This is a genomic window from Gammaproteobacteria bacterium (genome assembly GCA_011375345.1).
In the GTDB taxonomy this organism is placed as follows: Bacteria; Pseudomonadota; Gammaproteobacteria; order DRLM01; family DRLM01; genus DRLM01.
On the sequence record DRLM01000153.1, the window covers coordinates 1 to 20538 of the forward strand.

Below are 20538 nucleotides of genomic sequence, written 5' to 3' on the forward strand. Positions count from 1 at the left end.
AAGGCCTACTTTGATCGTTTGGGGCTGGTGTCGCTGCTCGATACGGTGCGACGACTCCAGTGTGTCTCATGAACCGCCGGATGCGGAACCGCACGTCCGGTGGTGTGAGAGGACGGCGGGGGTGACCCCGCCTCCTACTCGATTGTGCGCCAGCCCCGGCGCACCACAGACTGGTCACCGCCCGTACGGCGCGTGGGCTTGTCGAAGCCGGGCGGAAGCGGGGACGCCCATGACCGAGCGTCTGATTCAACAGGTCCTGTGGCAAGTGCGGGCCGGTCCGATCTTCAGCAACCACATCAGGTGATTGCCGGATGCGTGGATACGCCGTCCGGGTGCCTTATAAGCCTTAAACAGTGGCGAGGTGGCAAGACGATCTGTCGGGAACGGGGCAGGCCTCCCAGCCCCTTGGTTTTCGGGTCCGGCCTTTGTATAGTGTGCCCCTATCACCCGCTCCCCGGGAGAGACCCCGTCCCCAACACGGGGCGCCGAAGGCGCAACCCGCCCGGAAACGCTCAGGCAAAAGGACCGTGGAGCCAGGACCGCCCTCGTACTGGGGCGGCCTAGGTGGACTCTGGAGAGCGGCCGGGGAGGATCCTGCGGCCCACCGAAGGGGCTGACGCTCTCAGGTACCCGGACAGAGGGGCGCCGCCGGCGACCGCCGCGCGGTGCCTTGTTATTGTCGGGTGAGGCGTGGGACAGAAAACTCCGCTTTATGACGAGCATGTGGCTGCCGGGGCGAAAATGATCGATTTCGGCGGCTGGGACATGCCCTTGCACTATGGCTCCCAAGTCGAGGAGCATCATCAGGTCCGTCGCGACGCCGGCCTGTTCGACGTCTCCCACATGACCGTGGTGGACCTGGCCGGACCGCAGGCGCAGGATTTCCTCCGCTATCTGCTGGCCAATGACGTGGCCAGGCTCAAAGCCCCCGGCCGCGCCCTGTACAGTTGCATGCTCAATGCGCAGGGTGCCGTGCTGGATGATCTCATCGTCTACTATTTCGACGAGCGCCGCTACCGCCTGGTGGTCAACGCCGCCACCCGCGTTCGGGATTTGGCCTGGCTGCAAACCCAGGCTGTCGCCTTTGACGTCGGCGTCGAGGAGCGCGCCGATCTTGCCATGATCGCCGTGCAAGGTCCCATGGCCTGTGTCAAAACCGGGGCGGCCCTGGGTGAGGCCGTGGCTGCCGCCACCGTCCTGCAAAAGCCGTTCAGTTTCGTGGTGGTGGGGGAGTGGTTCATCGCCCGCACCGGTTACACGGGGGAGGACGGTTGTGAGATCATCCTCCCCGCCGGGCAGGCCGTGGCGGCGTGGCGCCGGTTGCGGGATGCCGGGGTGCGGCCGGTGGGCTTGGGTGCGCGCGACACCTTGCGGCTGGAAGCGGGCTTGAATCTGTACGGCACCGACATGGACGAGCATACCACGCCGCTGGACTGCGGCCTCGCCTGGACCGTCGCCTGGCAGCCGGAGGCGCGCGATTTCATCGGCCGTGCCGCCCTGGCAGCACAACAACAGCGGGGCGACAGTGCCCGCTGGGTGGGGCTGGTGCTGGAGGGCAAGGGCGTGCTGCGGGGCCGGCAAACCGTCATCAAGAACGGTGAGGCTGTGGGTGAAATCACCAGCGGCAGTTTTTCCCCCACCCTGGGCCGGGCCATTGCCCTGGCGCGGCTGCGCGCCGACGTGGGGGGGCGCTGCGAGGTGGAGGTGCGGGGCAGGGCCCTGCCCGCGCGCGTGGTGCAGCCGCCTTTCGTCCGCCGCGGCCGGCCCTGTATCGATGTTGAGTAGTGATTGCATCAAACGAGGGAGGAGACCATGAGCGAGATTCCGGCGGACCTGCACTACAGCAAGAGCCACGAGTGGCTCAGGCAAGAGGAAGACGGCAGCTACACCGTGGGCGTCACCGACCATGCCCAGGACTTGCTGGGCGACATGGTGTATGTGGAGCTGCCCGAGGTGGGGCGCGCCGTGGCGGCGGGGGAGGAATGCGCGGTGGTGGAATCGGTCAAGGCCGCCTCGGACGTCTACAGCCCCCTGGCGGGGAAAGTCGTCGCCGTGAACGAGCAGCTGACGGACGCCCCCGAGCTGGTGAACAAAGACCCTTACGGTAAAGGCTGGCTGTTCCGCCTCCGGGCCGCGGGTGAGGTGGAAGGCCTGCTGGACGCCGGGGCCTACCGCGAACAAATCGAAAACGAAGACGAAGACTGAGCGCGGCGCCGGTCGCGGCAGGGAAAAGCCGTCCCCCGGCCCGGCCCCTGTTCCGGCGGGCTCTGCCTGCCGGAGCGCTTTGAGACGAGGTTGCTCCATGCCTTTCATCCCCCATACGGAACAGGACGTTGCGGAGATGCTGGCCGCCATCGGTGTGGCCAGCACCGAGGAGCTGTTCAACGAGATTCCCGCGGCCCTGCGCAGCCGTCTGGCGGCGGTGCCGCCGGGCCTGTCGGAGATGGACATCGCCCGGCTGATGCACGAGCGTGCCGCCGCCGACGGCACCCCCTTGTGCTTTGCCGGGGGCGGGGCCTACGAGCACTATATTCCGGCGGCGGTGTGGGAGCTTGCCACCCGGGGCGAGTTCTACACCGCCTACACCCCCTACCAAGCCGAGGCCAGTCAGGGCAATCTGCAGATTCTCTACGAGTACCAGTCCATGATGGCCAGCCTCACCGCCCTGGAGGTGTCCAATGCCTCGCTCTACGACGGTGCCACGGCCCTGGCAGAGGCGGTGCTCATGGCCGTGCGCGCCAACCGCCACTCGCGCTCCCGGCGGGTCTTGATGCCGGCCACCGTTCATCCTCATTACCGCGAGGTGGTGCGGGTCATCACCCGTCACCAGGGCATCGAGGTGGTGGAACTGCCTTTCGATGGTGGCAGCGGGGTGATGCCGGTGGCTGCCCTGGAGGGGCGGACGGGGCAGGACTGTGTGGCCCTGGTTATTCCCCAGCCCAACTATTTTGGCGCCCTGGAGGAGGTGGATATCCTAACCGACTGGGCCCATGCCCACGGTGCTCTGGCCATCGCCCTGGTCAATCCGGTGGCCCTGGCGCTGCTCAAGCCGCCGGGCGAATGGGGGACGAAAGGGGCGGACATCGCCTGCGGGGAGGGCCAGCCCCTGGGGGTGCCATTGTCCTCCGGCGGTCCTTATTTCGGTTTTCTGTGCTGCCGGGAGATCCATGTGCGGCAACTGCCGGGGCGCTTGGTCGGGCGCACCGTGGATGCCGATGGCCGTCCCGGCTTCACCCTCACGCTGCAGGCCCGCGAACAGCACATCCGCCGCTCCAAGGCCACCTCCAACATCTGCACCAACCAGGGCCTGATGGTCACCGCCGCCACGCTTTACCTCTCCCTGCTGGGGGCGGCCGGCCTGGCGCGGGTGGCGCGGTGCTGCCATGAGCGCGCCCTGGCCCTGACCCAGGCTCTGTGTGCCCTGGACGGTGTCGAGCGGGTGTTCCCGGGGCCCTTCTTCCATGAGGTGGCGCTGCGGCTGGTGCAGCCGGTGGATGTCGTGCTGGCGCGCCTGGCGGAGGGGGGCATCGTGGGCGGGGTGGACCTCAAACAGCACTACCCGGAACTGGGTGAGGCGCTGTTGGTGTGTGCCACCGAAACCAAGAGCGACGCCGACCTGGCCCGCTACGCTGACCGGCTCGGGGCTATACTTGCCACTTAGCGGGCCGGTGTCCGGGACAAGGACGCCCGCTGCGCCATCCGGCCACAAGGAGATGCACCATGGCAACCGTTACATTAAAAGGCAGCGAGATTCACACCAGCGGCGAGCTGCCCGCCGTGGGCAGTGCGGCACCGGATTTTCACCTGGTGGATGCCGAACTCAACGAGGTGCATCTTGGCGATTACGCCGGCAGGAAGAAACTGCTCAACATCGTGCCCAGTCTGGACACGGCCGTGTGTGCCACCTCCTGCCGTAAATTTGCCGAACTGAGCAAGGGGCGCGAGGACGTGGTGGTGCTCACCATTTCCGCCGATCTCCCGTTCGCCCAGAGCCGTTTTTGCACCTCCGAGGGGCTCAGTCAGGCCCACACCCTGTCCATGATGCGCTCGCGCAAGTTTGCCAAGGACTACGGCGTGCTGCTGGTGGACGGCCCCCTGGCGGGCATCACCGCCCGCGCCGTGGTGGCCATCGACGAGCATGACCAGGTGGTCTACACCGAACTGGTAGCGGACATCGCCCAGGAGCCCAATTACGACAAGGCCCTGGCGGCCTTGTGATTTTCCCATGCAAGCCATGCAGGACAACGGCGCCATGTTGATCTTTGAGCAGTCCCGGCCCGGCCGCCGCGCGCCGGGCCTGGCCCCCGCTGCGGAGGCCCCGGTCAGCGATATTCCCGCGCAGCTCATGCGCACCCGCCCCCCCCTGCTGCCGGAGGTGTCCGAGTTGCAGGCGGTGCGTCATTTCACCCGCTTGTCGCAAGGGAATTTTTCCATCGACACCCATTTCTACCCCCTGGGTTCGTGCACCATGAAATACAACCCCCGGGTGTGCAATACCCTGGCGCTGCTGCCGGGCCTGCGCGGGCGCCATCCCCTGGCGCCGGCGGTGCTGGGCCAGGGGGTGCTGGCCTGTCTGCATGAGTTGCAGGAAATCTTGAAGGATGTCACCGGCATGACGGCGGTGTCCCTCACCCCCATGGCCGGGGCCCAGGGGGAATTCGCCGGGGTGGCCATGATCCGCGCCTATCACCAGGCCCGCGGCGACGGCGGCCGGACGGAGATCCTCGTGCCCGACGCCGCCCACGGCACCAATCCCGCCACCGCGGTGATGTGCGGTTACCGGGTGCGGGAGATTCCCACGGACGCGGAGGGGGATGTGGACCTGGTGGCGCTTGGCGCCGCAGTGGGGCCGCACACGGCGGGCATCATGCTCACCAATCCGTCCACTCTGGGGGTGTTCGAACGGCGCATCCGGGAAATCGCCGCCATCGTCCACGGCGCGGGCGGCCTGCTCTATTACGATGGCGCCAACCTCAACGCCATCCTGGGCAAGGTCAAGCCCGGTGACATGGGGTTCGATGTGGTGCATTTGAATCTGCACAAAACCTTCTCCACCCCCCATGGCGGCGGCGGGCCGGGGGCCGGTCCGGTGGCGGTGAACGCCCGCCTCGAACCCTATCTGCCTGTGCCCGTGGTGGGCCGCGAGGGCGGGCGCTTTCGCTGGCTCACCGAAGCGGACCGCCCCGCCACCATCGGCCGGTTGTCCGCTTTCATGGGCAATGTGGGCGTGCTGCTGCGGGCCTACGTTTACGCCCGCCTGCTGGGGCGGGAAGGCATGGAACGGGTGGCAGAGTTCGCCACGCTCAATGCCAATTATCTGCTGGCGCGCCTGCAAGAGGCCGGTTTCGAGGCCGCCTTTCCCCGGCGCCGCGCCACCCATGAATTCATTTTGACCCTGAAACGGCTGGCCCGGGAGCAGGGCGTCACTGCCCGGGACGTGGCCAAGCGCCTGCTGGACTACGGCGTTCACGCTCCCACCACCTATTTCCCCCTGCTGGTGCCCGAGTGCTTCCTCATCGAGCCCACCGAGACGGAAGACAAGGCCACCCTGGACCGCTTTGTCGACGCCATGGTCCGGATCCGGCAAGAGGCGCAGCGCACGCCGGAGACAGTCACCACTGCCCCCCACACGCTGCCGCTGCGGCGGCTGGACGACGTCAAGGCGGCGCGCGAGCTGGATGTGGCCTGGCGGCCGCAATGAGTGGCGACCATCGCTGGTATTCGCCGTCCCGGTTGCAGCGGGCGGCGGGCTATTCTCTGGCGGGCCTGCGGGCCACTTGGCGCAAAGAGGCCGCCTTTCGCTTTGAAGTGATTCTGGCGGCGGGGCTGATGCCGCTGGGCTTGTGGCTGGGAGAGAGCGGGGTGGCGCGGGCGGCGCTGCTGGGCAGCGTGATGCTGGTGCTGATCGTGGAGCTGCTTAACTCCGCCATCGAAGCCGTCGTGGACCGCATCGGTCCCGAGCACCATCAGCTCTCAGGCCGGGCCAAGGACATGGGTTCCGCCGCGGTGTTGCTGGCCCTGGCCAACGTGGTGCTGGTATGGGCGCTGGTGTTGGGCTGACGGTTGTTTGGGTTTGGCCACAGGCGGGATGATCGCGCAGGGTTAATGGCTTTATCACGGCTTACTCGATTTGGGGAGAATGTGACATGACCGCTTTGATCTGCGGCTCTTATGCTTTCGACACCATCATGGTGTTTCACGACAAATTCAAAAACCATATTCTGCCGGACAAGGTGCATATTTTGAGTGTCTCCTTTCTGGTGCCCGAGCTGCGGCGCGAATTCGGCGGCTGCGCCGGCAACATTGCCTATGGCTTGAAACTCTTGGGGGGCGAGCCTTTGCCCATGGCAACGGTGGGCAAGGACTTTGCGCCCTACGCCGCCTGGCTGGACGAATGCGGCATTCCCCGCACCCACATCAGGGAACTCAAGGAGGAGTACACCGCCCAGGCTTTTATCACCACCGACATGGACGACAACCAGATCACCGCCTTTCATCCGGGGGCCATGGGTTACGCTCACGAGAACCGGGTGGAGGAAGCCGGGGGCGTCAAGCTGGGCATTGTCTCGCCGGACGGGCGCGAAGGAATGATCGAGCACGCCACCCAGTTCGCCGAGGCGGGCATCCCCTTCATCTTCGATCCCGGCCAGGGCCTGCCCATGTTTGATGGCGGCGACCTCACCCGCTTTATCGAGCAGGCCACCTGGGTCACCGTCAACGACTACGAGGCCGAGCTGCTGCAGGAGCGCACCGGCCTCTCACCCCATGACATTGCCGCACGGGTGGAGGCTTACCTGGTGACGCAGGGTGCCAAGGGGGTCCACGTATATTTGAAAAACCGCCGTCTCGACATTCCCGCGGCGCCTGCGGCGCAGCTTGCCGACCCCACCGGCTGCGGCGATGCCTTTCGCGCCGGCTTGCTCTATGGCTTGAGCCGGGAGCTGGACTGGGAGACCACCAGCCGTGTCGCCGCCCTCATGGGGGCGCTGAAAATTGCCCGTCACGGCACTCAAAACTACCGTTTCACGCGGGAGGAATTTGAGGAGCAGTTCCTGCACGCTTTCGGTTACCGTTTGTAATGCTGTTGCAGTAAGCGGGGGCGGGACGTACCATGCGCCTGTCCGCTGTCGTTTTCTACCCCCAGGTGACATGTTGAACGCCGATTCGGTTAAACACGTTTTTTTGCGCAGTCTGGCCGGCAGTGCCCGGCATGAGGATCCCTACCGCCACTGGCTGCTGACGGACTGCCTCCCGGATGAGGTGGGGCGGGCCATTGCCGCGCTGCCCATTCCCGTTGCCCGTATCGCTGACACCCGGGGCAAGCGCGAGACCCACAACGACAGCCGGGTGTATTTCTCTGTCGCCGGCCGGGCGCAGTATCCCGTGATGGAGGCGGTGGCCCGGGCGTTTCAGGATCCTGGGATGGTGGCGGCCATTGAAGACCATTGCGATACCCGTTTGGGGGGAACCTCGCTCAGGATCGAATATTGCCAGGATACCGACGGCTTCTGGCTCGCGCCCCACACCGACATCGGGGTGAAGAAATTCACCATGTTGATTTATCTGTCGGACGACGCGGGCAGTGAGAGCTGGGGCACCGACATTTACCGCGATGCCGGGACCCATGCCGGTGTGGCGCCCTTTGGTTTCCGCAAGGGCATGATTTTCGTTCCCGCCGGCAACACCTGGCACGGCTTTGAGAAACGCCCCATTCACGGGGTGCGCAAATCCATCATTGTGAATTATGTCGGGCCGCAGTGGCGCAACCGCCACGAGCTGGCTTTTCCCGACCAGCCGGTGGGCTGAGGGCGCTGCCCGCGAACTCAGCCGGCCGAGGCCGCCGGGGTGGTGGTGCTTCGCGCGTTATGCCAGTAAGGCCCGTAGAACCAGGCGGGGAAGCTGTCTCCCCGGATGGGGTAGTTGATGTGGTAGCCCTGGATGATGTCGCAGCCCAGCTGGGTGAGACGGCCCAGGGCTTCGGCGTTTTCCACCCCTTCCGCAATCACCTTCAAGCCCAGATTGTGCGCCAGGTCGATGGTGGCGTGGACAATGACGGCATCGTTGTCATTGTTGGCCATGTCCAGCACGAAGCTGCGGTCGATCTTGAGCTGGCTCACCGGCAGCTTTTTCAAATAGGCCAGGGAGGAGTAGCCGGTGCCAAAGTCGTCGATGGCAATGCGCACCCCCATTTCGGCGAACTGGCCGAGAATATGCAGCGCCAGCTCCTGATCAAACATGATGCTGGATTCGGTGACTTCCAAGGTGAGGCGGTCCGGGGGCACCCGGTTGGATTCCAGCAGGGCGGTGACCTGCTCAACGAACTCCGGGTCCAGCAGGGTCTGGGCGGAGATGTTGACCGCCATGCCCACTTCCAGGCCGATGCTGCGCCACTCCGCCTGTTGCTGGAGGGCATGTTCGATTACCCACAAGGTCAGGGGATGAATCAGGCCGGTGCGTTCCGCCAGGGGGATGAAATGTTCCGGGGTGAGGGTGCCATGTTGCGGGTGTTCCCAGCGCACCAGGGCTTCCACGTCGATGACTTCATAGGAGGGGCTGGCCACCATGGGCTGGTAGCGCAGGCTGAGTTCATTGTTTTTGATGGCATCGCGCAAATCGCTGACCAGTGCCTGGCGCCGCGGGCTTTGCAGATCCAGGCTGGGTGAATACAGCACGAAGCCGGATTGTTCCTGTTTGGCCACATACATGGCCACATCGCTTTTGTGCAACAGGGCGTCGGGGTCATCGCCGTGCTCCGGGAACAGCGCCCCCCCGATGCTGGCGCGCACCAGCACCCGGTGATTTTCCAGCACATAGGGGTTGCCCAGGGTTTTGCGGATTTTCTTCACCACCAGGCGCACGTCATCCAGGCCGGCCACCTGGTGCAGGATCAGGGCGAATTCGTCGCCGCCCAAGCGGGCCAGGGTGTCGGAGGCCCGCATCACCTGCTTGAGACGGCCCGCCACCTGCTTGAGCAGGCGGTCACCCTGGTAGTTGCCCAGGGATTCGTTGACGTCTTTGAAGCGGTCCAGATTGACCACCAGCACGGCCACCTGGTGCTTTTCCCGCCGGGCGTTGGACAGGGACTGCTCCAGTCTGTCCACCAGCAACACCCGGTTGGGCAGGGCCGTCAGCGCATCGTGGGTGGCGTTGTGGCGGCTTTGATATTCGAGTATGGCGGTGCGGTTGCGCAGATCCTGGGTCTGGTCAGCCACCATCACCCCGGCTTCGTAAGCCATCACCGTGCTGACGTACTGGCCCCAGAAGGCAAATGCGAAAGGCATGAGGTCCAAAAACCACAGGGCGGCGTTGCTGCGTTGCGCGGTGACAATCCCGTCCACAGTGATGACGCCGTCGCTGACGAAGGCCGCCAGCAAGGTGCCGGTGACCACGGCGGCGATGGCGATCACGGCGCCGTAGACCGCGTGCCTGGTGGCTTTGGTTCTCAGCAGGCGAATGTTGTCGCTGAGGATTTGACCGATGGGGGTCATGGCCGTCTACCCTTTGCATTATTGGGCCAAGCGCTCCGGCTTGACTTGTATTTATGTAACCGCAGCAAGACCGACCCGGCGCTCCTGCATGCCCCGCACGCTGAAAGTATACGCCTGTTATGGCCATAGTCGAGGGCGTTGCGTTATCCTGGGGAAAAATATTTGTTAAGAAATCATAACAATAGCTTGAGACGCGGGAAGGGGCCGGGATCCGTCCGGGGGTGCGGCGCTGCGGGGGTGGCGCGGGAGAAGGGGCTGACTGTCGGTCCGAGGGTCTGAAGAGGATGATCACGGGGGTGGAATTTGCGAAATCCGAGTGAGGGCGGGATAAAACTGGGCCTGCTGGCGGTGCTGTGGTGGGGCTTGGCCGCCGCGGCTGCGGGTGAAATGGTGATGATTCCCGCCGGTTCCTTTGTCATGGGCAGCGACAAGGTGGACAGCGAGAACAAGGCCAAGGAATACGGCAGTGTCAAACCCTGGTACAGCGACGAACACCCCCGGCGGCAGCTGGCGCTCCCCGCCTTTTGGCTGGACAAGTTCGAGGTGACCAACGCCGAGTACCGGGAGTTCGTCATTGCCAACAATTACTGGGTGCCTGAAGAGTGGAAAAACAACGGCTATCTTCTGAGCCCGGAGGTGCTGGCGGTGGCTGACCTGGCGACCCTGCGCCGCCTGGGCGATGAAATCTTCCGTTTGGACGCCAACGTGGAGGCCATGGATGAAAAAGCCCTGCTGGCAGCCATCAACGCCCAGCAGCGGCGGCGGGACAAGCTGCCCGTGACCGGTGTCAACTGGTTCAACGCCAATGACTACTGCCGCTGGGCCGGCAAGCGCCTGCCCACAGAGGCAGAATGGGAAAAGGCGGCCCGCGGACCGGATGGCCGGGAATACCCCTGGGGTGACCAGTGGGACCGCTCGCGTCTGAATGCCAACGGCGGGGAAGACTGGGAATTCGGCCCGGCCCCGGTGGGCTCCTATCCCCGGGGGGCCTCGCCCTACGGCGTGATGGACATGGCGGGCAATGTCATGGAATGGGTGCGGGACTGGTACCAGGCCTACCCCGGCGGAGATGCGCAGAGCGAGGCTTTCGGCACCCAGTACAAGGTCTTGCGGGGCGGTGGCTGGGGTGGTGTGGGCCACTACGCGATTCCCCAGTTCTATCGCAGCGCCTACCGTTTGAACATGCGCCCGGGTGCCGCCTATGCCGATATCGGGTTTCGCTGCGCCAAGGACGTCGGTGCGGCCGGCCACTAGCCGGGTTCGGGCCCGCTGCGGCGTCTGGTTCCCGCCGGAGCGGCGTAATGCCGCCCCGGCAGGGGGCGCATCGGAGTTCGCCCAGGCCCACGGTCCGTCTCCCATCGTATCCCCTGTGTGTGGTGCCCTGTAAGTGGAGACCGGGAAAAACTGACTATTTAATTATAATAGTCCAGCGACCGTCCTGACTCCTTGCAAGGAGGTGTGCCCATGACTCAGAAATATTCAGCCCTGCCTCATTCTTCCCTGGGCCCCCATGTCCGTCATTGCCGCCCGCCTCACCATCCTGAGGCGAAGGTGTCGCCCGATGCGCCGGCCCTGGAGGTGATGACTGATTTGGAGCGGGTGCGGGCCGTGTCCATACCCGCCCACGCCGGTATCGATGCCGCCAACCAGCACATGATGGTCAATGGTGTGCGCCTGTTGTTGGTCCTCGACGACGACGAGTACATCATCGGCTTGCTCACCGCCAGCGATGTGATGGGCGAACGGCCCATCCAGCATCTGCAGCGTTTCGGTGGCACCTTCACCGACATCCGCGTGGCGGACATCATGACCCCGTGGGAACGGCTGGAGGTGCTGGAGTACGAGGATGTGGCCCGGGCCCGGGTGGGGGATATCGTGGAAACCCTCACCACAGCGGCCCGGCAACACGCCCTGGTGGTGGAGCGGCGCGCCGGGGGGGACGCTGTCCGCGGCATATTCTCGGCCACCCAGATCGGGCGGCAGTTGGGTATAGGCATTGTGTCGGCGTGCAAGGCGCAGACCTTTGCGGAACTGGAAGCCGCTTTGGTGTGAAGCGTGAGCAGGTGGTTGAAAAACGCTGTTCTTTGACATCCTGTTGGGCGCGCCCCGATACCGGGGCGCGCCGGTGGCGTCAATCAGGCTGTTGCGAGTTGCAGATGAGCGTATAAGCGGTCCTTCAAGTGCGCGCGGTGGCGCTTCAGTCCGGAAAAATAACTGTCGGTGACCGGCATGCGCTGTTGCTCCAGGCCGTAAATGCGCTTGTCGGTTTCGTCGTATTCCGCCAGCAGCCGGGCGAAAGCCGGGTCGCGGGTTTTGAGTTGTTCGATCCGGGACTGATGCTCGGGAAAGTCCCGCGCAATGTCGTGACGCACTCCGTACATAGGCAAGCTCCCTCAGGGCAATGATACGTGGTAAAGAAAAGGGTCGCGCTTGGCTTGTGTAATGGCGACCTTAATTGAGGTTGGCACGCGGACAGGCTGAGGTCAACCCGCGGTCTTGGTCAGGTAACCACAACTAAAATGTGGATTTAAGCCGGTAATACAGCAGCCCCAGATATTCATGGAACGCCAGGTGAACCCGGTACAGCGCGCGAGGGCTGGGCAGCCCGTTCATCCACAGACGGTTGTTGGGTACCACAAAACCCGTGGGCGCCGGCAGGACCGTGATCGCCGGTGCGGCGGCGCGGAAGGCCAGCATGGCCCGGGGCATGTGCCAGGCGTGGGTCACCAGATACGTTTGGCGGATGCCATGCCTGGCCAGCAGCGCGGCGGTGAACGCCGCATTTTCCCAGGTGCTGCGGCTGCGTGTTTCCAGCGCCAGGGGCGGCAGCATAAAGTCATCCCGGGCCGCTTCCGCCATCAGGGTCGCCAGCGCCAGCTCCCGCGACTCCGGCTGGCCTCCCACCACCACCAGCGGCAAACCGCTGCGGCGGCTGAGGCGCACGCCATAGCGCAGCCGTTCCAGGGTCAGCCCGGAGACGGTATCGCCACCGTATTCGGGCGCGTCGTACAGGCGACCCGCGGCCAGCACCACCACTGCCTCCGTGCCCCGCCGGGGGAGGGTGTCGGGCGCCAGGGCGGGATAGGATTGCAGGCCGTCCAGCAGCAGGTAGGCGGTGATGGGCAGGCTGCTGAGATACGCGCCCACCAGGGCCAGAAGCAGCAGGGCCAGGGCGGCCCGCCGGCGCTGCCACAGCACCAGCCCCCATGCCCCCACCAGCAGCCACAAGCCGGGGGGGAACAGCAGGGATTCAAGCAGCGCCTTCATTCACCGGCCGCCGGGAAGGCGCCCGCCGCGGCGGGGTGGTCAGGGGTTGTCGGGGTCACAGGACCCCACGCGCACCCAGGTGCCTTTGCGGCAGTGCAGCAGCTCTGAGCCGCTGCAGACGTAGTCGCCGTGTCGGTAGGCGTGACTGTTGAAATAGCACACCGCGTCCTCCGTCAAGGCCATGCCGGCCACTTCAAAGTCTTCATCGGTGTCTTCAACGATGGGCGAGTTCCGGTGTTCCGGGTCCGGTGCGCCGACTTGTACTGCCTGTTTTCCTTCGCTCATGGTGCCCGGCCTTTCTCGGCGGTTGCCGTTAAGTATGCGGTGGCGGCGCCCTGCGCGCCGCGCCCTGCGCCATTGTAACGTCTTGGTCCGTCCAATCTACCCTTGCTCCTCCCTCGATGTTTCTGATATACCCTTGATGTTGCATTAGGGAGGGAGGCCATGGCGCAACAACTTGATTCGTCGCTCATTGCATCTGCGTTGGAGAACGCGCCGCTGGGCGTGCTGATACTTGACAAAGCACAACGCATCATCTGGATCAACCGCACCGCTGAGACCATGTTTGGCGGCGCTGCCGAATCCTTGCTGGGACAGCAGCAGGAGGGTGTGGATCCCCTTTACCGCAGCGTGCTGTTCGAACCGGAGGAGAGCATGCACCTGCCGTCCGAAGCCGGACGGGAGGCGCGCTGGCTGCAAGCTTGGCGACAGGAGGTCGCCGGCCGCGACGGGGATGCCCATTCGGTGCACTTTTACGCTGATGTCACCGATCTGCAGAGCCTGGTGGAAGAGTGCGACCGGCTCAACGATGAACTGGCACGGCGCAACACCCGTGATCCCGTCACCAGCCTGCCCAACCGCCAGGCCTTGTTGGAAGGCTTGGAGCCGCTGGTGTCGCGCAGCCGCCGCTACCATAATCCCCTGTCTTTGATCCGCCTGCGCATCGACAATCTGCCGGACATCGGCGCGCGTCACGGTTCCGCCCAGGTGGACCGCACCATGCTGGCGCTGGGGCGCATGCTCAAAGACCAGATGCGCTGGGCCGACCTGGTGGGGCGCTTTGATCAGGACGAGTTTTTGCTGGTCCTGCCGGAAACCAATGAAGAGGCCGCCCACAAGCTGGTCAACAAGCTGAAGACCCGGATCGCCGCCCTGGGGCTGACGGCGGAAGGCGGACAGGCGGTGGCGGTGACCGCCCGCTTCGGCGTGGTGGCCTGGGAACAGGGTGACGACCGTGCCCGCCTGCTGCGCCGCGGGCGGGAAGCTCTGGACGGTGCCTGAGGCTACAATCGCGAGCGCGCCCGCGCCGCGGCGGCTTTCACCTGGGCGGGCGCCGTGCCACCCAGGTGGTCGCGGGCGGCGACGGAGCCGTCCAGCGTGAGCACGGCGAACACATCGTCCCCGATAATGTCCGAAAACTGCCGCAGCTCCTCCAGTGTGAGCGCCCCCAATTCTTTCTGCCGGGCGATGGCCGCCTGCACTGCCTGCCCCACCACTTCATGGGCATCGCGGAAGGGCAGGCCCTTGCGGACGAGATAATCGGCCAGATCGGTGGCCGTGGCGTATCCCCGCTCGGCGGCACGGCGCATATTGTCCCGCTTCGGCGTGATGGCCGGGACCATGTCGGCATACGCCCGCAGGCAGCCGCGCACCGTGTCCACGGCGTCGAACAGGGGCTCTTTGTCTTCCTGATTGTCCTTGTTGTAAGCGAGCGGTTGGCTTTTCATCAAGGTGAGTAGGGCGGTGAGGTGGCCGTATACCCGCCCGCTTTTGCCCCGCACCAGTTCGGGCACGTCCGGGTTTTTCTTTTGGGGCATGATGCTGGAGCCGGTGCAGAAACGGTCCGGCAGCTCGATGAAATCGAACTGGGCCGAGGCCCACAGCACCAGTTCCTCGGAAAAGCGCGACAGGTGAGTCATGAGCAGCGCACCCGCGGCGCAAAATTCGATGGCAAAATCCCGGTCGCTGACGGCATCCAGTGAGTTTTCGGTGCAGGCGTCAAAACCCAGCAGCTCCGCCGCGTAAGCCCGGTCGATGGGGAAGCTGGTGCCCGCCAGAGCGGCGGCGCCCAGGGGCATCACGTTCACCCGGCGGCGGCAGTCGGAAAAGCGCTCCCGGTCGCGCGCCAGCATTTCGAACCAAGCCAGCAGGTGATGGCCGAAGGTGACCGGCTGGGCGGTCTGCAGATGGGTGAAGCCGGGCATGATGGTGGCCGCTTCCCGCTCGGCCAGATCCACCAGTGCGCTTTGCAGGCGTTTCAGTTCGGCGTCGATGTGGTCCAGCTCTTCCCGCAGATAAAGCCGGATGTCCGTGGCCACCTGGTCGTTGCGGGAACGGCCGGTGTGCAGTTTTTTGCCCAGCGCGCCCAAACGTTCGGTGAGGCGGGCCTCGATGTTCATGTGCACATCTTCCAGCGCAACGGCCCAATCGAAACGACCCGCTTCGATGTCTGCCAGCACGGCATTCAGCCCCGCCACCAGCGTCTCGCCCTCCTCCGCCGTCAGCACGCCCACTTTGGCCAGCATGCGGGCGTGGGCGATGGAGCCGGCAATGTCGTGGCGGTACAGGCGCCGGTCGAACTGCACCGAGGCGGTGAAGGCTTCCACAAATTGATCCGTCGCCTCGCTGAACCTCCCGCCCCACAGCTTTTTTTCATCACCCTTGGCCATCGTCGTCTCTTGCGCTTCCATAAAGGGGCCGCGAGTATAGCAACTCGCGCCGGGGTTTGCGTCCCGGCCCTCGTTCGCCGTAGGATTAGCGGCTCAATTTCCTGGCGACCGCAACATGCAGCGACAAAAACTACGTATTGCCACGCGCAAAAGCCCGCTGGCCCTGTGGCAGGCTGAACACATCGCCGCGCGGCTGGAAGCCGCCCATCCCGGCTTGAAGGTTGAGCTGCTGCCCATGACCACCCGGGGCGACAAAATCCTCGACAGTCCCCTGGCCAAAGTGGGTGGCAAGGGTTTGTTTGTGAAAGAGCTGGAAACCGGCATGTTGAACGGGGAGGCCGACATCGCCGTGCATTCCATGAAAGACGTGCCGGTGGAACTGCCGGACGGTTTGCATCTGGCCGTGGTGTGTGAGCGGGAAGACCCGCGCGACGCCTTTGTATCCCAGCGCTACGGGCGTTTGGCCGACCTGCCTCAGGGGGCGCGGGTGGGCACCTCCTCCCTGCGCCGCCAGTGCCAGCTCAAGGCCCAGCGGCCGGATCTCACGATCTTGAATTTGCGCGGCAACGTCAATACCCGGCTGGCCAAGCTGGAGCAGGGCGACTATGACGCCATCATTCTGGCCGCCTCGGGGCTGCTGCGCCTGGGTTTCGGCGAACGCATCAGCGAATACCTGCCGGTGCAGCTCAGCATTCCCGCCATCGGTCAGGGCGCCCTGGGGCTGGAGTGCCGCAGTGACGATGCGGACGTGAATGAACTCATCAGCGTGCTGGACCACCCCGACACCCACGTTTGTGTGGTGGCAGAGCGGGCTTTCAACCGGCGTCTGGAAGGTGGCTGCCAGGTACCCATTGCCGGTCACGCCTGTTTGAGCGGCGATGAACTCAGGCTGGACGGTCTGGTGGGGCGGCCCGATGGCAGCCGGGTCATCCGGGGCGAGATCCGCGCTGCCCGGGCCGAGGCCCGGCACATGGGCGAGACCCTGGCCGACGACCTGCTGGCCCAGGGCGCAGACGTGATTTTGAAAGAAGTCTATGCCGCCGGCGGCTGACACAGTCGCCAAATGGCAACATAAATAGTAAAGTTAGGCGCCAAAGTGCTAAAGTCCCGACGCAGCGCCGGAGTGGTAAGGGAGGGGACGCTGGAAGGCGTGCATATCGTGGTGACGCGGCCGGCCCGTCAAGCGCGCGAGCTGTGCGCGCTGATTGAACAGCAGGGCGGCACGGCGCACCCGGTTCCGGTGCTGGAAATAAAAGGGCCGCGTGATCCCCAGGCTGTGGAAGACATAGCCGGGCGCTTGGGAACATTTGACACGCTTGTTTTCATCAGCCGCAACGCCGTGACCTGCGGTCTGGACGTGTTGACAAAAGAGGGGGGGCTGCCGGACGGAACGCGCGTAGCCGCGGTGGGGCGCGCCACGGCTGAGGCCCTGGAAAGGCAGGGTGTGGCGGTGGACATCGAAGCGGCACCACCCTATAACAGCGAGTCTTTGCTCGCCGCCGCGTCGCTGCATTCGCTTGAGGGACGGCGCATACTGATCATCAGAGGGGAGGGGGGCCGTGAGCTGTTGGCAGATACACTGCGCGCTCGCGGCGCACACGTCGAATACGCCGAGGTTTATCGGCGGGCCTGTCCATCCACCTCTTTGGCGGCCGCGTTGCCGGCCCAAGTTCGGACATCAATTGACGCCATCGTTGTCACCAGCAGCGAGGGCCTGGCCAATTTGTGGTCCATGGCCGGGGATAAATTGCAAAAATGGTTGCGGGACAGACAGTTAGTACTCATCAGCGAGCGCACGGCTGCCCGGGCGCAAGCCCTGGGTTTCGGCCCTGTGCCGCTGGTGGCGAGAGAGGCCAGCGACCGGGCGATCGTGGAGGCGGTCGTCGCTTGGCGCTGTGCGCGGGGGCATAACGCATAAATGGGGTGTGACGGATGAGCGACAAGGAACCTCAAGACAAACCGGAGTGGGAGGGCCAGCCCCCGCAGGAAGGGGAAGTGGAACGGGTTGGACCCGGGCAGCAGGCCGAGGCTTCAGCGGCGGCGGTGGAAGAAAAACCGGTGATCGACGTGGGGGACACCGTGGTGCAGAAGGCCGGGGAAACAAGCGGGCCGGAAGAACCGCCACCAGGTGGGGAACCCGAGGCGCCAGACCGCGACCGGGAGCCGGAGCAGCGTTCCGGCGCTGGCGGCGGTTTCAGCTTCCTGTTGTTTTTGCTGATTCTGGGTGTGGGCGGCGCGGCCTACCTGCTGTGGCAGCAAACCGGCGAACTCCAACAACAGCTGGACCAGCGGGGGCAGGAAGCCGCGTCGGCCTCCAGCACGGCCAAGAGCGCCGCGGAGGCTGCCCAAAGCGCGTCTCAAGCCGTGGCCACCGCCCGGCAGGAACTGGGATCCCGGCTGGGCGGGGTGGAAAAACGGGTGGGCAGCGTGAGCGCCCAGCTGGACAGTGTCAATACACGTCTGAGCCGTCTCTCCGGTGAACTGAACGCGGTGAACGGCCGGGTCAATGCGCTGGACGAGACGGTGAAAAACACCTTTGCCGACCGGCTCAAAGCTCTGGCGGCCCATCTTTCTGAGCTGGATGACAACGTTGCCGCGGCCAGCGGCACCGTGAGCGGCCTGCGCGATCAGCTCGGCGCGTTGGAACAGCAACTGGGCCAGGCCAAGGGCGAAGTGGGTCCGCTGAAGGGCCGTATTGACAGCCTGGGGTCGGATCTGCGCGCCCTGCAGGAGCAGGTGCCCGCCCTGGAACAGCAGCTGTCAGGTCTGAAAAGCGCGTTGGCATCCCTGGATCAGGCCCTGGCGGCGGCGCGGGCGCAGCAGACGGAATTGTCGGGCAAACTGGATGCAACCAAGGCGGAATTGAACCGCAATGTGCGGAACTGGGTGGCGTCGGAAGCGGCCTATCTGATTCGCAGTGCCGACGATCATTTACGCCTGGACGGCGACGTGGCCGTGGCCAAGGCTGCCCTGGAGCGCGCCGCAGACCGTCTTGCGGGGGTGCCTGATGCCTCCCTGGATGCCGTGCGGTCCGCCGTCAAGGCCAGCCTGGCCAGCCTGGCCGGGCTCAGCCGGCCCGATATCGCCGGCACTGCGGCCGCCCTGGGAAGCTTGAGCATGAGTGTCGCCGGCATGCCCTTTCCCCAGGAGGATAGCGACCAGGCTGCCGTGCCCCCGCCGGCGGAAGACTGGCGGACGGCTCTCAGCACCATGTGGGACGAGGTGAAGGAGTGGGTGGTGGTGAAAAAGCGCGACCAGCTCGGCGCACCTTTCACCCCGCCCGCCGCCCGTGAGTTCTTGCGGCTCAATCTGCATCTGAAACTGGAAGCGGCGCGGCTGGCGGTTTTGCAGAAGGACCAGCAGGCCTTTTCCGACAGCATAAAAACGGCGCGCGACTGGATCACCACCTATTTCGACAAACAGGCGCCCGCCACGCAAAGAGCGCTGGCCAAACTGGACAGCATTGCACAAGTTGATCTACAACCGGACTTGCCGGATCTCTCCGGCCCGCTCAACGCCATGTCCACGTGGTTGGCGGAGCACGGTGGTCGTGGCGCGGGTCATTCATAAAGGGGGCATGGGGCTATGAAATTGCTGATCTCCGTATTGGTCGTGTTGATCGCCGCCGTACTGGTGGCGCTGTATACCCAGGACGATGTGGGTTATGTCCTGATCAGCTACCGGGACTGGACTGTGGAAACCAGTTTTGTGTTCCTGGTCGGGGCGTTGATAATCGGTTTTGGCGTTACCCACTACGCCATTCGTTTGCTGGATGGCACCTGGCATCTGCCCCGCTATCTGGGCGGCTGGCGGCGCAAACGCCGCATCCGCAAGGCCGAAGCCTCCCTCTCCCAAGGCCTGACCGCCCTGGCCGCCGGCCGTTGGGCGGAGGCGGAAAATGCTTTGATCAAGCATGTGAAGTTCGCCGAAAACCCGCAGGTTAACTATCTGGCCGCGGCCCGCGCGGCCCAGGGTATGGGTGATTTGTCCAAGCGCGACTACTATCTGCGCATGGCCTACAAAGCCAACCCCGGCAACGAACTGGCGGTGCGCATGACCCAGGCCGAGCTGCAACGGGATCAGGGCCAGCTGCAGCAGGCCATGACCACGCTGTCCAATCTGCGCATCGCCAACCCCAAGCACGTGGCCGTGCTCAAAATGATGATGGAGCTGGCCCTGGAAATGAAGGACTGGGAGCGTTTACTCGACATCTCCACTGACCTGGAACAGCTCCGGGTCACCACCGTGGAGCGGGCCAATGAGCTGCGCCGTGATGCCTATCAAGCCTTGTTCAGCCGCTATGCGGAACGCGACGATGTGGAGGCCATGCGCCGCTTGTGGCAGAAAATGCCCAAGGCCCAGCGCCGCCGGGATGACGTGGTGTTCGAATATGCGCGTTTCATGATCGCCCTGGGTGCGGACGGCGATTTCGAACTGGAAGGCATATTGGCCGATGCCATCCGCCGCAGTTGGAACGATTCCCTGGTGTACCTCTACGGCCTGCTGGATTGTGGCGATGTCACCCTGCAGATCGGCCGCGCCCAGGGCTGGCTGCGTCACCAGCCCAACAACGCTGTTTTGCTGCTGACCCTGGGTCGTTTGTGCATACGTGACAAACGCTGGCAGGATGCCCGCCGCTACCTGGAAGAAAGCCTGCGGGTGAGGCCCCTGCCGGAAGCTTACCGCGAACTGGGGACCTTGTTGGAACACCTCAACGAGCAAGGTGCCGCCATCGAGTACTACCGCCAGGCGCTCACCCTGCTGCCGGGCGGCGGCCAGGGCAGCCTGCCCCCGCCCTCAAAATCCAGCACGCCCGCCAAAGAAGGCAGCTCTGCCCTGCCGGCGGCGCCGGGCATGGTGATGTTGCCGGCGGAGAGCGTTTGAATCAGACATGAGTGATTGGCATGAAAAAAGGCCGGCAATGGTGCCGGCCTTTTTTGTTGGTGGTGCGCCAGGCATGGCGCGTAGTGCCGTGACTGGCGCTATTTCCCGAGCTGTGGTGGCGAGGGGATGACTTGGGGGTGCAAGTCCCCTACCGGCCCGGCAAGGGGAACGGTTAGCCGAACGGCAAAGGTGCCCATCGCGAGGTGGGATCTGGAGGAAGCTGAAGGCAA

At 64.8% G+C, this 20538-nt stretch carries 20 protein-coding genes and 2 riboswitches; of the genes, 15 read left to right on the forward strand and 5 right to left on the reverse strand.

Going from position 1 to position 20538, the window contains the following annotated elements:
• Positions 1 to 445: 445 nt before the first annotated feature.
• Positions 446 to 538, forward strand: a riboswitch (glycine riboswitch).
• 23 nt (positions 539 to 561) lie between these two features.
• Positions 562 to 648: riboswitch (glycine riboswitch) on the forward strand.
• Between the two features lie 42 nt (positions 649 to 690).
• The 8 genes from gcvT (at position 691) to ENJ19_11795 (ending at position 7806) form a co-directional block, all read left to right on the forward strand.
• Positions 691 to 1785 carry a glycine cleavage system aminomethyltransferase GcvT gene (gcvT, locus tag ENJ19_11760; protein ID HHM06395.1) on the forward strand — a complete coding sequence of 365 codons (1095 nt, stop codon included), beginning with the start codon at positions 691 to 693 and terminating at the stop codon, positions 1783 to 1785.
• Positions 1786 to 1812: 27 nt separating this feature from the next.
• Positions 1813 to 2205, forward strand: coding sequence for a glycine cleavage system protein GcvH (gcvH, locus tag ENJ19_11765; protein ID HHM06396.1), 393 nt, complete (start codon positions 1813 to 1815; stop codon positions 2203 to 2205).
• Between the two features lie 97 nt (positions 2206 to 2302).
• Positions 2303 to 3661, forward strand: coding sequence for an aminomethyl-transferring glycine dehydrogenase subunit GcvPA (locus ENJ19_11770; GenBank protein ID HHM06397.1), 1359 nt, complete (start codon positions 2303 to 2305; stop codon positions 3659 to 3661).
• A gap of 59 nt (positions 3662 to 3720) precedes the next feature.
• Positions 3721 to 4218, forward strand: a complete 498-nt coding sequence (locus ENJ19_11775; GenBank protein ID HHM06398.1) for a thiol peroxidase — start codon at positions 3721 to 3723, stop codon at positions 4216 to 4218.
• A 34-nt stretch (positions 4219 to 4252) separates the two neighbouring features.
• Positions 4253 to 5701, forward strand: coding sequence for a glycine dehydrogenase subunit 2 (locus ENJ19_11780; protein HHM06399.1), 1449 nt, complete (start codon positions 4253 to 4255; stop codon positions 5699 to 5701).
• Positions 5698 to 6060 carry a diacylglycerol kinase gene (locus ENJ19_11785; protein ID HHM06400.1) on the forward strand — a complete coding sequence of 121 codons (363 nt, stop codon included), beginning with the start codon at positions 5698 to 5700 and terminating at the stop codon, positions 6058 to 6060. The genes ENJ19_11780 and ENJ19_11785 overlap by 4 nt, the downstream gene beginning before the upstream one ends.
• A gap of 86 nt (positions 6061 to 6146) precedes the next feature.
• Positions 6147 to 7079, forward strand: coding sequence for a carbohydrate kinase family protein (locus ENJ19_11790; protein ID HHM06401.1), 933 nt, complete (start codon positions 6147 to 6149; stop codon positions 7077 to 7079).
• 70 nt (positions 7080 to 7149) lie between these two features.
• Positions 7150 to 7806, forward strand: coding sequence for a 2OG-Fe(II) oxygenase (locus tag ENJ19_11795; protein ID HHM06402.1), 657 nt, complete (start codon positions 7150 to 7152; stop codon positions 7804 to 7806).
• 17 nt (positions 7807 to 7823) lie between these two features.
• Here the strand turns inward: ENJ19_11795 and ENJ19_11800 are convergent, their stop codons facing one another.
• Positions 7824 to 9488, reverse strand: coding sequence for a phosphodiesterase (locus tag ENJ19_11800; GenBank protein HHM06403.1), 1665 nt, complete (start codon positions 9486 to 9488; stop codon positions 7824 to 7826).
• A gap of 387 nt (positions 9489 to 9875) precedes the next feature.
• Here ENJ19_11800 and ENJ19_11805 point away from each other — a divergent pair, with 387 nt between their 5' ends.
• Positions 9876 to 10742: a formylglycine-generating enzyme family protein gene (locus ENJ19_11805; GenBank protein HHM06404.1), complete on the forward strand. Its 867-nt coding sequence runs from the start codon at positions 9876 to 9878 to the stop codon at positions 10740 to 10742.
• A gap of 210 nt (positions 10743 to 10952) precedes the next feature.
• The gene (locus ENJ19_11810) at positions 10953 to 11540 is read left to right on the forward strand and encodes a CBS domain-containing protein (protein HHM06405.1); all 588 of its coding nucleotides are present in this window, start codon (positions 10953 to 10955) and stop codon (positions 11538 to 11540) included.
• An 83-nt stretch (positions 11541 to 11623) separates the two neighbouring features.
• Here ENJ19_11810 and ENJ19_11815 read toward each other — a convergent pair whose 3' ends face one another.
• The 3 genes from ENJ19_11815 to ENJ19_11825 all read right to left on the reverse strand — a co-directional run bounded on the left by ENJ19_11815 (position 11624) and on the right by ENJ19_11825 (position 13040).
• On the reverse strand, positions 11624 to 11869 hold the full coding sequence (locus tag ENJ19_11815; GenBank protein ID HHM06406.1) for a DUF465 domain-containing protein: 246 nt from the start codon (positions 11867 to 11869) through the stop codon (positions 11624 to 11626).
• A 133-nt stretch (positions 11870 to 12002) separates the two neighbouring features.
• On the reverse strand, positions 12003 to 12755 hold the full coding sequence (locus ENJ19_11820; GenBank protein HHM06407.1) for a YdcF family protein: 753 nt from the start codon (positions 12753 to 12755) through the stop codon (positions 12003 to 12005).
• 39 nt (positions 12756 to 12794) lie between these two features.
• Entirely contained in the window at positions 12795 to 13040 is a 246-nt protein-coding gene (locus ENJ19_11825; GenBank protein HHM06408.1) for a hypothetical protein, read from the reverse strand.
• Between the two features lie 159 nt (positions 13041 to 13199).
• Here ENJ19_11825 and ENJ19_11830 point away from each other — a divergent pair, with 159 nt between their 5' ends.
• A complete protein-coding gene (locus tag ENJ19_11830) occupies positions 13200 to 14036 on the forward strand; it encodes a sensor domain-containing diguanylate cyclase (GenBank protein HHM06409.1) in 837 nt (278 codons plus the stop codon).
• Positions 14037 to 14038: 2 nt separating this feature from the next.
• On the opposite strand, the gene argH is transcribed toward ENJ19_11830, so the two are convergent.
• On the reverse strand, positions 14039 to 15445 hold the full coding sequence (argH, locus tag ENJ19_11835; protein ID HHM06410.1) for an argininosuccinate lyase: 1407 nt from the start codon (positions 15443 to 15445) through the stop codon (positions 14039 to 14041).
• Between the two features lie 94 nt (positions 15446 to 15539).
• Here argH and hemC point away from each other — a divergent pair, with 94 nt between their 5' ends.
• Genes hemC through ENJ19_11855 form a run of 4 tightly spaced genes read left to right on the forward strand, consistent with a single transcriptional unit; the run spans position 15540 to position 20308 of the window.
• Positions 15540 to 16475: a hydroxymethylbilane synthase gene (hemC, locus tag ENJ19_11840; protein HHM06411.1), complete on the forward strand. Its 936-nt coding sequence runs from the start codon at positions 15540 to 15542 to the stop codon at positions 16473 to 16475.
• A 24-nt stretch (positions 16476 to 16499) separates the two neighbouring features.
• Entirely contained in the window at positions 16500 to 17342 is an 843-nt protein-coding gene (locus tag ENJ19_11845; protein HHM06412.1) for a uroporphyrinogen-III synthase, read from the forward strand.
• Between the two features lie 14 nt (positions 17343 to 17356).
• Positions 17357 to 18994 carry a hypothetical protein gene (locus ENJ19_11850; GenBank protein ID HHM06413.1) on the forward strand — a complete coding sequence of 546 codons (1638 nt, stop codon included), beginning with the start codon at positions 17357 to 17359 and terminating at the stop codon, positions 18992 to 18994.
• 15 nt (positions 18995 to 19009) lie between these two features.
• A complete protein-coding gene (locus ENJ19_11855; GenBank protein ID HHM06414.1) occupies positions 19010 to 20308 on the forward strand; it encodes a tetratricopeptide repeat protein in 1299 nt (432 codons plus the stop codon).
• Positions 20309 to 20538 lie beyond the last annotated feature (230 nt).

What these genes read in the sequence shown, in the direction of transcription:
- hemC (HHM06411.1), top strand. Translation starts at nt 15,540, where the DNA reads ATGCAGCGACAAAAACTACGTATTGCCACGCGCAAAAGCCCGCTGGCC.
- ENJ19_11780 (HHM06399.1), top strand. Translation starts at nt 4,253, where the DNA reads ATGTTGATCTTTGAGCAGTCCCGGCCCGGCCGCCGCGCGCCGGGCCTG.
- ENJ19_11790 (HHM06401.1), top strand. Translation starts at nt 6,147, where the DNA reads ATGACCGCTTTGATCTGCGGCTCTTATGCTTTCGACACCATCATGGTG.
- ENJ19_11770 (HHM06397.1), top strand. Translation starts at nt 2,303, where the DNA reads ATGCCTTTCATCCCCCATACGGAACAGGACGTTGCGGAGATGCTGGCC.
- ENJ19_11795 (HHM06402.1), top strand. Translation starts at nt 7,150, where the DNA reads ATGTTGAACGCCGATTCGGTTAAACACGTTTTTTTGCGCAGTCTGGCC.
- ENJ19_11825 (HHM06408.1), bottom strand. Translation starts at nt 13,040, where the DNA reads ATGAGCGAAGGAAAACAGGCAGTACAAGTCGGCGCACCGGACCCGGAA.
- ENJ19_11800 (HHM06403.1), bottom strand. Translation starts at nt 9,488, where the DNA reads ATGACCCCCATCGGTCAAATCCTCAGCGACAACATTCGCCTGCTGAGA.
- ENJ19_11830 (HHM06409.1), top strand. Translation starts at nt 13,200, where the DNA reads ATGGCGCAACAACTTGATTCGTCGCTCATTGCATCTGCGTTGGAGAAC.
- ENJ19_11815 (HHM06406.1), bottom strand. Translation starts at nt 11,869, where the DNA reads ATGTACGGAGTGCGTCACGACATTGCGCGGGACTTTCCCGAGCATCAG.
- ENJ19_11850 (HHM06413.1), top strand. Translation starts at nt 17,357, where the DNA reads ATGAGCGACAAGGAACCTCAAGACAAACCGGAGTGGGAGGGCCAGCCC.
- gcvH (HHM06396.1), top strand. Translation starts at nt 1,813, where the DNA reads ATGAGCGAGATTCCGGCGGACCTGCACTACAGCAAGAGCCACGAGTGG.
- ENJ19_11775 (HHM06398.1), top strand. Translation starts at nt 3,721, where the DNA reads ATGGCAACCGTTACATTAAAAGGCAGCGAGATTCACACCAGCGGCGAG.
- ENJ19_11810 (HHM06405.1), top strand. Translation starts at nt 10,953, where the DNA reads ATGACTCAGAAATATTCAGCCCTGCCTCATTCTTCCCTGGGCCCCCAT.
- argH (HHM06410.1), bottom strand. Translation starts at nt 15,445, where the DNA reads ATGGAAGCGCAAGAGACGACGATGGCCAAGGGTGATGAAAAAAAGCTG.
- ENJ19_11820 (HHM06407.1), bottom strand. Translation starts at nt 12,755, where the DNA reads ATGAAGGCGCTGCTTGAATCCCTGCTGTTCCCCCCCGGCTTGTGGCTG.
- ENJ19_11855 (HHM06414.1), top strand. Translation starts at nt 19,010, where the DNA reads ATGAAATTGCTGATCTCCGTATTGGTCGTGTTGATCGCCGCCGTACTG.
- ENJ19_11805 (HHM06404.1), top strand. Translation starts at nt 9,876, where the DNA reads ATGGTGATGATTCCCGCCGGTTCCTTTGTCATGGGCAGCGACAAGGTG.
- ENJ19_11785 (HHM06400.1), top strand. Translation starts at nt 5,698, where the DNA reads ATGAGTGGCGACCATCGCTGGTATTCGCCGTCCCGGTTGCAGCGGGCG.